Origin of the sequence: Streptomyces sp. AN091965, from assembly GCF_022698285.1 — a bacterium.
Classification (GTDB): Bacteria; Actinomycetota; Actinomycetes; order Streptomycetales; family Streptomycetaceae; genus Streptomyces.
In genome coordinates, this window is record NZ_JALDMY010000001.1 from 8,531,665 (window position 1) to 8,546,841 (window position 15,177).

A 15,177-nucleotide genomic window follows, 5' to 3' on the forward strand; every position below is an offset into this window, starting at 1 on the left:
GAAGACGAAGGGACTTCCCCGTGGACATGAAAGGACCGGACACCTACGACGTCGTGGGCATCGGCTTCGGACCCGCCAACCTCTCGCTCGCCATCGCGCTGGAGGAGCACCCCGACCCGGTCACCTCCGCGTTCTTCGAACAGCGGGCCTCGCTGAGCTGGCACCGCGGCATGCTGCTGCCGTCGGCGAAGATGCAGGTCTCGTTCCTCAAGGACCTGGCCACCTTCCGCAACCCCACCTCGCCCTACAGCTTCGTCGCCTACCTGCACGCGTCGGGCCGCCTCGCGAGGTTCGTCAACAACCAGGACTTCTATCCGACCCGCAAGGAGTTCCACGACTACCTGGAGTGGGCGGAGGCCAGGCTGCGCCCGCGCGTCCGCTACGGCGCGCGGGTCACCGCCCTGCGCACACCGGCCGGGGCCCGCACGCCGCTGGACCACGCCCTGCTCACGGTGTGCGACACGGCCCCCGGCGGCGCCACCCGCCTGGTGAAGGCGCGCAACGTCGTCATCGCCACCGGGCTCGTGCCGAGGATGCCGGCCGGGGTGGAGGCCGACGCGTCCGTGTGGCACAGCTCGGAGTTCCTCGACCGGTTCCGGCGGCACCACCGCCCGCTGCGGCGCGTGGCCGTCGCCGGGGCGGGGCAGAGCGCCGCCGAGATCGTCGGGTTCCTCCACGACGCCCTGCCGGACGCGGAGATCCACGCGATCGTCCCGGCGTACGGCTACTCGATCGCGGACAACACGCCGTTCGCCAACCAGGTCTTCGACCCGGACGCGATCGACGACTACTTCCACGGGACGCGGCGCTCGCGCGACGCCTTCTGGCACTACCACAAGAACACCAACTACTCGGTGGTCGACAGCGAGGTCATCAGGGACCTCTACCGGCGGGCCTACGACGACGAGCTGGCGGGCACGGAGCGGCTGCGCTTCCTCAACCTGACGCGGGTGGCGGGCGTGAAGTCCGTCCAGAACGACGTCCGGGTCACGCTGCACTCGACGGCCCGCGACGAGTCCTACGACATGGACCTCGACGTGCTGGTCTGCGCCACCGGGTACGAGCCCATGGACCCCGCGGCGGTCCTGGGCGACCTCGCCCCCTGGTGCCTGCGCGACGCCGAGGGACGGCTCCACGTCGACCGGGACTTCCGGCTCGTCACCGCGCCCGGCCTGCAGTGCGGGATCTATCTGCAGGGCGGCACCGAGCACACCCACGGACTGTCCTCGTCGCTGCTGTCGAACCTGGCCACGCGCAGCGGCGAGATCACCGTGTCGATCGCGAACAGGCTGGCCGGCGCGAACGCCGGCGGAGACAAGGGAGTCCGTCCATGAGCGCCAACCCCTTCGACGCGGCGGACGGGGACTTCCTCGTCCTGGTCAACGACGAGGACCAGCACACGCTGTGGCCGTCGTTCGCTTCGGTTCCCCAGGGCTGGCGCGTGGTCTTCGGCACCGCGCGGCGGGACGCGTGCCTGGCGTACGTCGAGGAGCACTGGACCGATCTGCGGCCCCGGAGCCTGCGCGCGGCCATGGCCGCACCGGCCGACGGGCCGACGGCGGGTGCGGGCCGATGACCTCCCTCGCGGAACGGTGGGGCATCCACCCCGATCAGTTCTGGTTGTACGGCCGCCCGCTGGAGCAGCCCGTGCGGTACGACGAGGCCATGGACGCCTGGAACGTCTACGGTCACGCGGAGGTGCTCGAGGCCCTCGGCATGCCCGGGGCCTTCTCGTCGGCGCAGACGGCGCGGCTCATGCCCGACAACGCCGGTGACTCCTTCACCGAGGGCGATCTGCTCCAGATGGACCCGCCCGACCACCGCTGGCTGCGCGACGTGGTGCGGCACGCCTTCACGCCGAAGGTCGTGGCCGAGCTGGAGCCCCAGATCACCCGGCTCGCCCGCCAACTCCTCGACGCCGTCCGGGACGAGGACGAGTTCGACCTGATGACGTCGATCGCCTATCCCCTGCCGGTAACGGTGGTGGCCGAGCTGCTCGGCATCCCGGCCGGGGACCGCCATCTGTTCGAGGCGTGGATGACCGGAGTGGTCGGCGAGATGGGCGACACGTCCCTCGCCGACAGCGCCGAGGAACAGGAGCGCGCCTTCGGGGCCGCGATGGAGTACATGCGCGCGATGCTCGGCTACTTGCGGGAGCACATCGCACGGTGCCGCCGCAGCCCCCGGGACGACCTGCTGGGCGGGCTGCTCGCGGCCGAGCTGAACGGGCAGCGGCTCAGCGACGAGCACATCGTCGGCTTCGCCAAGATGCTGCTCATCGCCGGGTACCTGTCGACCACGATGCTGCTCGGCAACACGGTGCTGTGCCTGGATCACTTCCCCGACCAGCTGGCGCGCGTCCGGGCGGACCGCACGCTCGTGCCGGGTCTGATCGAGGAGTCCCTGCGCTATCTGAGCCCGGTCGCGGCGACCTACCGGGCCACCGCCAGCGACGTGGAGCTGGCCGGACAGCGGCTGCCCGCCGGGAAGATGGTCCTGCTGTGGTTCGGCGCGGCGAACCGCGACGCGCGGATCTTCGCCGACCCGATGGCGTTCGACCCGGGCCGCACGCCCAACCCGCAGCTCGGCTTCGGCCGGGGCATCCACTTCTGTCTGGGCGCCTCCCTGGCGAGGATGGAGGGCCGGGTCACGTTGAACATGCTCCTTGACCGCTACGCGGAGCTGCGCACCGATCCTGACAAGCCCCCCACCTTCATGCAGGCGCCCGACACCATGGGCGTCTCGTCGCTGCCGGTCCGCGTCCGCGCCGGCTGAGCCGCGCGGGAGTCACGGGCGAGCGGGGCACGAGCCACGCGGAAAGGCCCGGAGCCGTCCCGCGACCCACGGGGTCGGGGGCGGCACCGGGCCGCGGGGCGTACACCGTCATTCCACGGCGACGGCCGCTTCGTCGAGCACTTTGGCCATCCAGTCCTGGAGCGGCATGCCGACCGTGTCCGCGGCGTGCGTCCACAGGTCCTTCCGGCCGGCGTCCAGGCTCATGACGAACTTTATGGATTTCTCTTCCGATGCTTCGTCCGCCGTTCCCTGGGTCTGGCGCAGTTCCTTGCGCAGCCGCCGGGTCGACCATTTCTCTCTTTCCGCCTGTTTCAGCCAGCGGTCCTGATCCGCTTTCGGCAGGGCGGCCACCTCGGCGTGGTGCTGGAGGCTCAGCCCGTCGCGCCGCCGGGAGGGCGGGAACCTCCGGGCCACCCAGGCGTAATTCCGCAGGGTCTTGTAGTCGAGCGTTGTCTCGTCGAGAACGACGCGATATCGCTCAGGGAACCTGTTCTCCCCGTACACCAGCCAGTCGCCGAGCCACCAACCGGAAGAGTTGGAGATCATGGTCAGGTTGCATCCGATGTGCCGCCAGGATTCGAAGGTCAGGCCCGCGGGTATGCGAAGCTCGGCGCGGCGCGTCTGGATGCCGACATCGTTGCCGAGCCCTGCCGTGACGAACATTCTGTCCCTGTTCCCCGCCGCCGTGGGTCGCGTCGCATGCGAGCCACGCGTGCCGCCGGACCGGATTCCGGCCCTCGGGTCGGTCAGTGCCAGGTCCATGTTTCTCTCCACTGGTCATGTGGAACCCGGATAAATGAGTAATCGTCCCTCCGTTTAGTGGTGCGTGCATATGAACGTGTGTAGGGGAATTACGGCTGGGCACAGTATGCACGAGTCAAACACATATACGCCATTGCGAACTTCATGCGTTGGTCGTGAAATTCTCACGGGAAAAGCGTGAATCGGTCCCGGTGTGCGGACGGTGATCGTCCGGTCCCGGCGGGGCCGCGGCCCGCGGTCCGCCCCCCTCGCTAAGCAACCTGACTTGACAAGCTTCGGCTGTCAACCTAGGTTGCTTACATGGCGAGTGTGAGTGAGAGGGCCGTGTCACAGGACCCCGCCGAGCAGCTGGCGGCGGTGGCGGCGCTGCGGCGACTGGCCGATCAGATGGAGGACTCCGCGGTGGAGAAGGCCATGCGGACGGGCTGGAGTTGGCTGGAAGTCGCCGAGGCGCTCGGCGTGACACGCCAAGCGGTCCACAAGAAGCATGCCCGGCGTCTGATCGATGCCGGGGTCGAGTTGAAGAGGAGGATGAAGTGAAGCGACAGCTCTTCGACGACTACGCCGGAGCCATCATGGAAGCCGGCGCGCGCGAGGCCCAGCAGGCGGGCTCCGTGACCATCGAAGCGGAGCACCTGCTCCTGTCGATCGCCGCCGAGCGCGAGAGCGCGGCGGGGCAGGCGCTCGGCTCGGCCGGGCTCGACCCCGCGACGATCCGCGAGGCGCTGCGGCGGGAGTTCCGGGCCAGCCTGGAGGTGGCGGGCGTGTCGATCGCCGACCGCGACCTGCCCGCGCCGCGGGTGTCCACCGTGCCGCCCTCGAAGATGGGGCAGTCCGCCAAGCTGGCCCTGGAGCGCGGCCTGACGGCCGTCCAGAACAAGAAGGACCTGCGGCCCGGGCATCTGCTCCTCGGCATCCTGCGGCTGGAGCACGGCACGGTCCCGCGCGCCCTGTCCGTGGCGGGAGTCGACCGCGGTGCCCTGAGGCGGCGCGTCGAGCAGTCGCTGCGCGACGACCAGGCCTAGACGAGCGGGCCGGGGCGGCCCGGTCCGAGACGTACCCGCACGACGGACGGCGTTCCCGCCCCCCTCGGCGGCTTCGGCGCCGAACGGCCGGGCCCGTCCAGTGAATTGACTACGAGCCGGCTGCGGCGCCGGTCCCTCGCGCCAAACGTCGCCACCGCGCTCGCGGCGGCCTTCCCCGCCGCCCGGCGGCGCCGCGCATCACGCGGCGGAGCGCCGCACCAAACCGCCGGTCGACCCGTGGCGGCACCCCTGACGCCCGTGTTCCTCGCGGACGCTCCTCGCTCTCCACGAGGCCGTCGTCACGGAGACCGTCGTCACGGAGACCGTCGTCACGGAGACCGTCGTGACGCCACGCCGATGGCTCGCGGCCGCGCGCCCTCTCCGCCCGGGCGGAGGCCGCCCGCCCCGTACACCCCGTACGCCCCGCCCACGTTCCGGTCGACCGGCCACGGCGGCGGCCACCGATACGACACACCTTCCTCAAGGGACGGCCCCGATGGACGACTTACACCACGACACGAGAGGCAAGCCGATGAAACCGAGCGACGAAGTCGCCCTGAAGGTGGACGGGCTGCGCATGCGCTACGGCGCCAACGACGTCCTCAAAGGCGTGAACTTCCAGGCGCGCAAGGGCGAGGTGCTGGTCATGCTGGGCCCCAACGGAGCCGGCAAGACCACCACCATCGAGATTCTGGAAGGCTTCCGGAAGCGGTCGGCCGGGCAGGTCGACGTCCTCGGGGTCGACCCGGAGCACGGCGGCGAGGCCTGGTGGGCCCGCGTGGGCATCGTCCTGCAGTCCTGGCGGGACCACGCGAAGTGGCGGGTGCGCGAACTCCTGGCCCACATGGGCACCTACTACGCCGCCTACGCCACCCCGGACACCCAACGCCCCTGGGACATAACGGAGTTGATCGACCACGTCGGCCTGACGGAGCACGCCGACAAACAGGTCAGGATGCTCTCTGGCGGACAGCGCCGACGCCTCGACGTGGCGATCGGCCTGGTCGGCCGCCCCGAGATCCTGTTCCTCGACGAGCCCACCGCCGGCTTCGACCCGGAGGCGCGGCGCGCGTTCCACGACCTCATCCTGGACGTCGTCGCGACGCAGGAGACCACGATCATGCTCACCACGCACGATCTGGCCGAGGCGGAGAAGCTCGCCGACCGCATCATCATCCTCAACGAGGGCCGGATCGTCGCCGACGGCACGGCCGGCGAACTCGCCGAGCAGTTCGTCGGCGAGGACGAGGTGCGCTGGTCCATCGAGGGCCAGCGGTACGTGCGGTCGGTGAGCGACTCCACGCAGTTCGTCCGCGAGCTGTTCGAGCGGCACGGCGGGGCCGTCGCCAACCTCGAAGTCCACCGGTCCTCCCTGGAGGACACCTATCTGTTCCTGGTGCGCCGGGCCGAATCCGGCCGATCCGAGACCCGCGCCGACGAGGTGAAGGTGCCGACGCCATGAATCCCGCCACGACACCGATGCGCTCCGGGCTCTCCCGCGGCCTGATCGAGCTGCGCCAGGCATTCGACCGCTCCGAGCTGATCAACCAGCTGCTGTGGCCCGTGCTGACCCTCACGGCCGTCTTCTTCCTGCGCAACAAGGAGTTCCAGGACAGCGGATTCAAGCTGGGCACCCTCGTGATGCCCGGCGTCCTTGGCATGTTCATCGCCCTGGGCATGCTCCTCATGATCCAGTACCTCACCGTGGAGCGCGAGGACGGTACGCTGCTGCGCGCCAAGGCGCTGCCGCACGGCATCCGCGCCTACTTCCTGGGCAAACTCGTGACCACGTCCGGGTCGATCGTGGTGTACCTCGCGATCCTGCTGATCCCCGGGACGTTCATCGTCGACGGACTGAGGCTCGACGCGGTGAGCGCCTGGCTCACCCTGGCCTGGGTGCTGGCTCTGGGACTCGTGGCGACGCAGTCCATCGGGGCCGTGCTCGGCGCCCTGGTGTCCAACCCGCGGGCGGCGGGCGCCATGTCGGTCCCGGTCATGGGCCTGATCGGCATCTCCGGGATCTTCTACCCGATCACCTCGATGCCGGACTGGCTGCAGTGGGTCGCCCAGGTCTTCCCGGTGTACTGGCTGGGCCTGGGCATGCGGTCCGCGCTGCTGCCCGAGGACATGGTCGTGGTCGAGATCAACGACTCCTGGCGGCACCTGGAGACCCTCGGCGTCCTCAGCGCGTGGGCGGCCCTGGGGCTGGTCCTCGCTCCGCTCGTCCTGGGCCGGATGGCGCGGCGCCAGTCGGGGGCCCGCGTCGCGGAGTACCGCGAGAAGGCCCTGCAACGCCCCGGCTAGGACCGGGCGAAGGCGACAGCTCACCACGGTCGGGGCGGCCGGGACACCGGCCGCCCCGATCGCTGTCCGTCCGGCTCGCGCGGGCCGTGGCCGGAACGGACCCGGCGGCGCGCGGCCGGAGAAACATGAGTCGTGAACGAAATTGCGGGGCCGCTGATACGGCGTCACCGGGCGGCAATGAGCCACATGCCGCACCAGAATTCCCGGGGGGCATCGCGCTTCCCCGAAGACATCGGCCGTGGCATGATGGGCAGTCACCTGGAGCCCTTTCACGGTACATCGAGGTACGGGTAGTGAGACCTCGACCGCCGAGGGGCTCCATGCTCGTTCCCGGTCCGGTGTCGCGCTCGCGTGACCGGCGCCCGCCGCTCACTCCGGGCATAACGTCCCGCTCGTTCGGATCACGTTCGCTGATATCGCCCCGGCACGGAGATTCTGAGAAGAGGGGAGTTGCACACATAGTGATCAGCCTGTCTGCCGCTTGCACCGGCATCAGCCGCAGTGGAGCCGCTGCGAGGATCCCGTGCAAGCCGACCACTCGGATTTCCGTCCCACAGCGATCGGTCCGTCCCGAGACCAGTCCGGGGGCCACGGCTTTCGGACGTCTTTTTGATCACACGGGGAAAATCTGATGACGACACCGAACCGAGTCGTGATCCTCTCCGGCGAAAGAGCCGCCGACGCATATCGAGACAGCGCCTCTTCCTCGCGCCGCACCGCCTCTCGCCGGACACGCCGACCAGCGTGGTCCGGTTGACGGGCGCATCGATCAAGCGGCAGAGCGTTCAACAGTGGGCCTGTGAAGGTCCACCAGACACCCACGGCCCATCCCGCTCCGGCGGGATTTCGTGACTGCGGTGGCCGTTCCCGGTATGTCCTGTTGAGGCAAGAGGTGAACCATGCGGGTGCTGAAAGTACTGGTCGCCGACGAGCAGCACATGGTCCGTGGGGCGCTGGTGAATTTACTGGAGACGGAACGTGACCTTCAAGTGGTGGCCAGCATCGGCCGCGGCGAACTCGTCGTCCCGGCCGCCCTGGAATGCCATCCCGATGTCGCGATCATCGACCTCGACATCGCCCGGCTCGACGGCCTGACCCTGGCGGAGACGATGCACGAGGCCCTGCCGACCTGCCGGACGGTGATTCTCTCCGGCCTCGCGCGACCGGGCGTGCTGCTGCGGGCGCGCACGGCCCACGTGGCCGGCCTGCTGCTCAAGACGGCCCCGTCCGAACGGCTCGCGGAGGCCGTGCGCGAGGTGGCGTCCGGCCACCGCCTCGTCGATCCCCAACTGGCCACGCTCATGTGGGACGTGGGGGAGAACCCGCTGTCGGAGCGGGAGGCCGAGGTGCTGCGGTATGTCGCGCAGGGGGCCGAACCCATAGAGATCGCCACCGCCCTTCAGTTGTCGGTCGGCACGATTCGCAATTACCTGACGGCGGTGGTGGCGAAACTGAATGCGCGCAACAGGGTGGACGCCGTCCGTATCGCAACGGAGACCGGCTGGTTGCCCTGACCAGCGCCCCCCGCACCCGTCCGCGAAATGATCCTGGCAATGGCAGGCATTCGTCTGTACGGTAACCACGCTCATGCCCCGCGGAACAGATCCGGGTGCCCCGGGAGACCGGCAGGCAATGACCGCGATCTCCGCACCCGATTCGGGGCCATTCGATGGAGCGGCCCCCGATGTCCCGGCAGCAGGACATCGCCCGGTCTCACCTCACCTGAAGCCCGATCGACCCGGCTGCGGGAGACCGACTCGGCAGCGAGAGCGGAAGGAGCGTCCCGTGTTCGTTCCTCGTGTCTACCGCGAGCCCGAGGAGTCCTGGAAAATAGATCTTGTACGTGGGAACCCCCTGGGCCAATTGGTGAGCAATGGCGCGGAAGGAGAGGCCCCGTGGGTGACTCATGTGCCGATCATCATTGACCCCCGGGTGACCGAACCGGTGACCTCGCTGTCCGGCACCACCTTGTGGGGACACATGAACAGGGGAAATCCCCATTGGCGTGCCCTGGGGCCGGCCACACCCGTGGCCGTGACGTTCAGCGGTCCGCACGCCTATGTGTCACCGACGGTGTACGAGACCCGGCCCGCGGCACCCACCTGGAACTTCACGGCTGTCCATATCGCGGGCGTACTGCGTAAGGTTGATTCCACCGACGAGACGCTGGCGACGGTGCAGGAGACGGTCCGGGCATACGAGCGCAAATTCGGGGCCGACTGGTCCATGAAGGAATCCGTCGAATACTTTCGGCGGATTCTGCCCGGCGTAGGAGCCTTCCGGATCGCCATCTCCCTCGCGGACGGCATGTTCAAGCTCAGCCAGGAGCAACCCCCGCACGTGCGCGAGCGCGTCCGGGCCTCATTCGCGTGCGAAGCGTCCACCGCCCATCGTGATGTCGCGGCGTTGATGGCCCGACTCGGCACGGAGGACCGCGAAACCGTCTCGGCACGACCGGCCGCGGCGCCACCACCGTCCACGGGTACGCCTTAGCGAGGAAACCATGACTGCAGCGTCCTACCCGCTGGTCTGCCTCCCCTTCGCCGGGAGCGGCGCGGGCTTCTACCGCGCCTGGAGCAAGAGTCAGGACCACGGCGTCACGGTGCTGCCCGTGCAGCTGCCGGGCCGCGAGGAGCTGTTCTGCGAGGAGCCGTTCACCGACGTCGTCGAGGCCGCCGCCGCGCTTGCCCCGCAGGTGGCCGAACTCGTCGCCGACGTACCCCGGTTCGGTCTCTTCGGGCACAGCCTCGGCGCCGTGCTCTCGTACGAGATCGCCCGCGAACTCGGCAGACTCGGCCGGGCCGGCCTCGCCCACCTCTACGTCAGCGGCTCTCCCGGGCCCTGGACCGGACGCGACGACCGGGCGACGGGCCTGGACGACGACCAGTTCCTCGCCCGTGTCCAGGACTTCGCCGGATACCGGCACGCGGCGTTCGACGACCCGGACCTGCGGGACCTGCTGCTGCCCCCGCTCCGCGCCGACGTGGCCATGCACGAGAACTACAAGCCCTCGTCGAACGAACCGCTCGACGTGCCGGTGACCGCGCTGCGCGGCGCCGAGGACGCGCTCGTCACCAGGGAGCACGCGCGGCAGTGGCGCGAGGTCACCAGGGGCCCGTTCAGCTATCGCGAATTCCCGGGCGGGCACATGTACCTGACCGACGGGCCCGACGCCCTGCTGCGGGCCCTCGGCCGCGACTGAACCGGGCGCGGGCATGGGCAGGTCACTCGAAGGCAAGGCCGTCGTGATCACGGGAGCCGCCCGCGGCATCGGCCGCGCGTGCGCCGTCCGGTTCGCCCGCGAGGGCGCCGACCTGGCGCTCCTCGACATCGCCGCGGACCTGCCGGGCGTCGGCTACCCCCTCGGCGGCCCCGAGCAGCTCGGGCACACCGCGACCCTGTGCGAACGGGAAGGCGGCGCCGTCCTCACCGCGGCGGTCGACGTGCGTGACCCGCGGGCCGTCCGGGCGGCGGTCGCCGAGGCCCTCGACCGGTTCGGCTCGCTCGACGGGCTGGTCAACAACGCGGGCATCGCGGCACCGGCCGGCGTCCCGGTCCATGAGATCGCCGAGTCCGACTGGGCGCTCATGCTCGACGTCAACCTCTCCGGCGCCTGGCGCATGATCAAAGCCGTCGCCCCGGCCATGGTGGAGCGGGGGACCGGCAGCATCGTCAACGTCTCCTCGACGGCAGGCCTCGTCGGCTACCGCGACTTCGGCGGATACGTCACCGCCAAGCACGGCCTCGTCGGCCTGACCAAGGCGGCGGCCCTCGACTACGCGCCCCACCGGGTACGGGTCAACGCGCTGTGCCCCGGGTCCGTACGCGACGATCCGCTGGTCGAGGGGCGGATGCTCCGGGAGATCGGGCACGCGCTGCGGCTGCCCGACGACGAGCACGAGCAGCTCTTCCTGCGGGACCAGCCGATGAACGCCCTCGTCGAGCCCGCCGACGTCGCCGCCGCCGCGCTGTGGCTGACCGGGGACGAATCCCCCCGGGTGACGGGCACCGTGCTCACCGTCGACGCGGGTTTCACCAGCAGGTGAGCGGCCGAGACCACTCCGACACGGCAGGGGGCCGGGCATGGCGACGACGACCGGGACACCGCCGCGCGCGGCCGGGGGAGCGAGGCCCTCGGCCGCACTCCACGACCTGCCGCCCTTCCGGCACGCCCGGCCCGAACAGGGCCACGCCTGCCACGCGGTGATCGTACGGCTGCCCCGTGCGGTCCAGCCGGCACAGGTCCACCAGCGGTGGGACGAGGCCCTGCGGCACTGGCCCGCGCTGCACGACTCGCGGCTGTGGGAGACCGCCGTTCCCGCGCCGCCCGAGGCGTCATGTGCCCGCGAGCGGACGCGCCGCGAGGCACTCCGCCCCGTGCGCGAGGCCTCACCGCCCCTGCGCGCGGTCCTGCTGCGATACGCCGACGACAGCGCCGACCTCGTGCTCGCGGCCCGGCGCTCCCGCGTTCCCCACGCCGTGCTCGACCAAGTCGCCGACCTCTTGGCCACCGGCTCAGCACCCGGCCCGCCCCCGGCCCTGCCGGACGGGGCGGAGCCCCCGCCGCCGCGGTGCGCCGACCTGCCCTGGGGGCTGCCCGACCCCGGACGCGCCGGTACCGTCCAGGTGCGCCCGCTGACCCTGCCCGAGCCCGCCGGAGGAGGCGGCAGACGGCTGGTCATCGGCGCCGTGGCGCTCGCCCTGGCCCGCTACTCCGGTGCTGCGACGGCCGAGGTGGGCCGGCTCGACCCGGGCTCCGCCGCGGGCCCCGGCGCGGCCGTCACCGTGGAAGGGATCGACGAGGACCGGAGCCTGGCCGACTATCTCACCCAGGTCGACGCCGCGCTCGGCGCCGCCCCCGACGCGACGGCGCGGACCGAACGGCCCGGCGTGGGCGTCGTGTTCTCCCCGGGGCGGTACGACCGGATCCATCTGCCGTTCCAGACGCCCCCCTTCCCCTGCACCCTCCAGGTCATGGAGCGGGCCGACGGCTCGGTGGAGGCGTCCTGCTGGTTCGACGAAGGGGTGCTCTGTCCCTCCGTCGCGGCCGCGTTCTGCGCCTGTGTCGAGCGCTTGGCCGGATGCCTCGCAGAGGGCGCGGGGGAGGGCGGGGCCGCGAGCCTGGGAGCCGTGCCGTTGACGGCGCTTCCCCTCCTGGACGCGGAGGAGACGGCCCACGTCCTGCGGCTCGGCGGTGGCGGCCGCCCGCGCCCCGGCGTCGGCGACGTGCGGATCGAGCAGCGCTTCGAGGAGGTGGCACGGGCGCGGCCGGACGCGGTGGCCGTCACGGGCGACGGCACGGAGCTGACCTACCGCCAACTCGACGAGCGCGCCGACGCCGTCGCCGCGGGCCTGCGCGCCCTGGGCCTGCCCCCGGCCGGCAAGGTCGGCGTCTGCCTGGACCGCGACGCGCCCCTCGTGATCGCCCTGCTCGGCGTCCTCAAAGCGGGGTACGCCTACGTGCCCATGGACCGCGGCTACCCGCCGGAGCGCATGCGGTACATCGCCGAGAACGCCCGGGTCCCCGTGGTCATCACCGACCACGCCTCGTTCCCGGCGAGCGCCGGCGTGCGCACGGTCGGGCTCGACGACCTGGCCACGGCCACGGACCGCGGTCACCGGGTGCCGCCGACCCGCTCCGCCGCCGACCCCGCGTACGTCATCTACACCTCCGGATCGACGGGCCGCCCCAAAGGAGTGGTCGTCCCCCACCACAATGTCCTCTCCCTCCTCTCCGCCACCGCCCCGGAATTCTCATTCGGCCCCGAAGACGTCTGGACGCTTTTCCATTCCGCCGCGTTCGACTTCTCGGTCTGGGAGATCTGGGGCTGCCTGCTGACCGGCGGTCGACTCGTCGTCGTGCCCTATTGGACGGCGCGGGACGCCGATGGATTCCGCGCGCTTCTGCTGACGCAGCGCGTCACCGTACTCAATCAGACTCCCTCGGCGTTCTCCGCACTGGCCCAGGCAGACCGCGGGGCGCAGGGCGACCTTCTCGTTCGGCTCCTGATATTCGGGGGCGAGCCGCTCGACGTGAAGCTGCTCGCCCCCTGGTTCGCCCGCTATTCCCCCGCGCGCTGCCACGTGGTGAACATGTTCGGAATCACGGAGACCACCGTCCACGTCACCGCGCATTCCGTCACTCCGGCCGATGTGGCCGGAGAATCCCGTTCGGTCGGCCGCCCCCTGCCGGGCTGGTCGGTCTCCGTACGCGATCCCCGCGGCCGGGTGCTCCCCCCGGGAGCGGCGGGTGAGATCCACGTCGGCGGCGCGGGCGTCGCCCACGGCTATCTGGGCAACCCCGAGCTGACGCGGCAGCACTTCGTCCTGGACGACGTCTCGGACGAACGGCTCTATCGCAGCGGCGACAGGGGCAGGCTGCGCCCCGACGGCCGACTCGACCACCTGGGCCGCCTCGACGACCAGGTCAAGATCCGCGGTCACCGCATCGAACCGGGCGAGATCCGGTCCGTCCTGACGGCCGACCCCCGGGTGGGCGCGGCCGTCGTCACGGTCACCCAGGCCTCCGCGGCCGACCGCGCGAGCAGCCGGATCGACGGCTACGTGGTGCTCGTCGAGCCGTGCGACCCCCGGCAGATCCTCGCCGACGCCCGCCGGCTCCTGCCGGACTACATGACCCCGACGACCCTCACCGCGGTCCCCTCGATCCCGCTCACCGCGAACGGCAAGCCGGACCTGGCCCGGCTCCCGGCGCCCGCCACGCGCGCCGGACAGCACTCCGGCGGGGTACGGGACCCGGGCCCCGGCCCCGACGACGTGGCGGGGCGGGTCCTCGCCGTCTGGAGCCACTGCCTGGACACCGACGCGACCGCCGACGACAACTTCTTCGAACTCGGCGGAAACTCGCTCCTGATCCTGCGCGTCATCACCGCCATGCGGGAAAGGGGACTTCCTCGGGTCGCCCCCCGCGACTTCTACGTCAACTCGACTGCGAGCCGATTCATCAAGCTGGTGGAAGAGCGCTGCGCCGACGGGAGTTGAAGCGATTCCTTGACAGTCGGAAGCCCATCTTGAACGATGGGCTGGCCTGCATTTTCAGAGACTCCCCGGAAGGACGTGTTCGGGAATGCACGTTGACGAATGGGACGTCCACCCGAAGCATTTATGGCTGCACGGCCGACGCCCGGGAAAGATCGTGGACTACGACGAGACCTTGAAAATGTGGAACGTCTACGGCTATCCGGAGGCCGTCGAAATCTTCACCCAGCCCTCGATATTCTCGAACAACTGCGGACGTCTTGACGTGGGCGAGCTGCCCGAGGACATCTGCGCGGGCGACTTCTCCCAGATGGACCCGCCCGAGCACCGCACGGTGCGCGGCCTGGTCGAGTTCGCCTTCACGCCGAAGCTGGTGGCCGACCTGGAGACCCGCGTCGAGGCCCTCGTCCACGAGATGCTGGACGACCAGGCGGGCAAGGACGGCTTCGACCTGGTGGCCGACCTGGCGACACCGCTGCCGCTGACCGTGATCTGCGAACTCCTCGGGGTGCCGCGCGAGGACCGCGCCCGGATCCACCACTGGTCCCAGAAGATGGTCGACGACTCCGGGGACTTCGAGTCGCCCGAGGCCGCGCAGGAGGACGTGCACGCGCTCCAGCGCGCCTTCGACCTGCTCCGCGAGATGCGCGAGTACTGGACCGGCCTCGCCGAGGTGCGGCGGCGCGAGCCGAGCGAGGACCTGCTCAGCCACCTCGTGCACGCGGAGGTCGAGGGCGAGAAGCTGAGCGAGACGGAGGTGTTCAACATCGCCAACCGCCTGGTGATCAACGGCCACCACAGCACGTCGATGCTCCTCAGCAACACCGTGCTGATCCTGGACGCCTTCCCCGGCCAGGCGGCGCGGGTCCGCGCGGACCGCTCCCTCGTGCCCACCGCGATCGAGGAGTCGCTGCGGTACATCTCGCCCATCTCGGCCGTCGGCAAGGCCACCAACACCGACGTCGTGGTGGCCGGGACCCGCATCCCCAAGGACCAGGTGGTCATGGTGTGGACGGGCGCCGCCAACCGCGACGAGCGCGTCTTCGCCGACCCGCACACCTTCGACCCGGCGCGCACCCCCAACCCCCATCTGGGCTTCGGCCGCGGCGTCCACTTCTGTGTGGGCAGGCGCCTGGGACGCATGATCGCCAAGACCGCGGTGAACGTGCTCCTGGACCGGTGCCCGGCCCTGCGCACCGACCCGGACCGTCCCCCCTCGTTCATCCAGATCGCCGACGCCGGAGGCATGGACAGCCTGCCCGTCCTGGTCAACTGACCCACCCAGCGCAGG

Annotated in this window: 14 protein-coding genes; 13 read left to right on the forward strand and 1 reads right to left on the reverse strand. The window is 70.6% G+C overall.

Translation table 11 applies throughout. The annotated features are described in order from the left end of the window. Positions 1-26 precede the first annotated feature (26 nt). From MQV74_RS35380 to MQV74_RS35390, 3 genes are read left to right on the forward strand one after another with little or no spacing between them, the layout of a single operon-like run. Positions 27-1,334 carry a lysine N(6)-hydroxylase/L-ornithine N(5)-oxygenase family protein gene (locus MQV74_RS35380; RefSeq protein WP_242729308.1) on the forward strand — a complete coding sequence of 436 codons (1,308 nt, stop codon included), beginning with the start codon at positions 27-29 and terminating at the stop codon, positions 1,332-1,334. After that, positions 1,331-1,576, forward strand: a complete 246-nt coding sequence (locus MQV74_RS35385) for an MbtH family protein (RefSeq protein WP_242727180.1) — start codon at positions 1,331-1,333, stop codon at positions 1,574-1,576. Before MQV74_RS35380 ends, MQV74_RS35385 begins: the two co-directional genes overlap by 4 nt. Then, positions 1,573-2,775 (forward strand): cytochrome P450, encoded by a 1,203-nt coding sequence (locus tag MQV74_RS35390; protein ID WP_242727182.1) that lies wholly within the window; start codon positions 1,573-1,575, stop codon positions 2,773-2,775. Before MQV74_RS35385 ends, MQV74_RS35390 begins: the two co-directional genes overlap by 4 nt. Before the next feature lie 108 nt (positions 2,776-2,883). Here MQV74_RS35390 and MQV74_RS35395 read toward each other — a convergent pair whose 3' ends face one another. Next, a complete protein-coding gene (locus MQV74_RS35395; protein WP_242727184.1) occupies positions 2,884-3,558 on the reverse strand; it encodes an LmbU family transcriptional regulator in 675 nt (224 codons plus the stop codon). A 300-nt stretch (positions 3,559-3,858) separates the two neighbouring features. On the opposite strand from MQV74_RS35395, the gene MQV74_RS35400 reads away from it, so the two are divergent. The 10 genes from MQV74_RS35400 (at position 3,859) to MQV74_RS35445 (ending at position 15,162) form a co-directional block, all read left to right on the forward strand. Beyond that, the gene (locus MQV74_RS35400) at positions 3,859-4,098 is read left to right on the forward strand and encodes a hypothetical protein (protein WP_242727186.1); all 240 of its coding nucleotides are present in this window, start codon (positions 3,859-3,861) and stop codon (positions 4,096-4,098) included. Next, positions 4,095-4,583, forward strand: a complete 489-nt coding sequence (locus MQV74_RS35405; protein ID WP_242727188.1) for a Clp protease N-terminal domain-containing protein — start codon at positions 4,095-4,097, stop codon at positions 4,581-4,583. The genes MQV74_RS35400 and MQV74_RS35405 overlap by 4 nt, the downstream gene beginning before the upstream one ends. 496 nt (positions 4,584-5,079) lie before the next feature. Next, on the forward strand, positions 5,080-6,045 hold the full coding sequence (locus MQV74_RS35410; protein ID WP_374120738.1) for an ABC transporter ATP-binding protein: 966 nt from the start codon (positions 5,080-5,082) through the stop codon (positions 6,043-6,045). After that, positions 6,042-6,887: an ABC transporter permease gene (locus MQV74_RS35415; RefSeq protein ID WP_242727190.1), complete on the forward strand. Its 846-nt coding sequence runs from the start codon at positions 6,042-6,044 to the stop codon at positions 6,885-6,887. Before MQV74_RS35410 ends, MQV74_RS35415 begins: the two co-directional genes overlap by 4 nt. Before the next feature lie 899 nt (positions 6,888-7,786). Beyond that, positions 7,787-8,401: a response regulator transcription factor gene (locus MQV74_RS35420; RefSeq protein ID WP_242727192.1), complete on the forward strand. Its 615-nt coding sequence runs from the start codon at positions 7,787-7,789 to the stop codon at positions 8,399-8,401. A gap of 271 nt (positions 8,402-8,672) precedes the next feature. Continuing rightward, the gene (locus MQV74_RS35425) at positions 8,673-9,380 is read left to right on the forward strand and encodes an FMN-binding negative transcriptional regulator (protein ID WP_242727193.1); all 708 of its coding nucleotides are present in this window, start codon (positions 8,673-8,675) and stop codon (positions 9,378-9,380) included. A gap of 10 nt (positions 9,381-9,390) precedes the next feature. Continuing rightward, positions 9,391-10,089, forward strand: a complete 699-nt coding sequence (locus tag MQV74_RS35430) for a thioesterase II family protein (RefSeq protein ID WP_242727196.1) — start codon at positions 9,391-9,393, stop codon at positions 10,087-10,089. A 13-nt stretch (positions 10,090-10,102) separates the two neighbouring features. After that, positions 10,103-10,933, forward strand: a complete 831-nt coding sequence (locus MQV74_RS35435) for an SDR family oxidoreductase (protein ID WP_242727198.1) — start codon at positions 10,103-10,105, stop codon at positions 10,931-10,933. A gap of 37 nt (positions 10,934-10,970) precedes the next feature. After that, the gene (locus MQV74_RS35440; RefSeq protein WP_242727200.1) at positions 10,971-13,889 is read left to right on the forward strand and encodes an amino acid adenylation domain-containing protein; all 2,919 of its coding nucleotides are present in this window, start codon (positions 10,971-10,973) and stop codon (positions 13,887-13,889) included. 85 nt (positions 13,890-13,974) lie between these two features. Beyond that, a complete protein-coding gene (locus tag MQV74_RS35445; RefSeq protein ID WP_242727203.1) occupies positions 13,975-15,162 on the forward strand; it encodes a cytochrome P450 in 1,188 nt (395 codons plus the stop codon). Positions 15,163-15,177 lie beyond the last annotated feature (15 nt).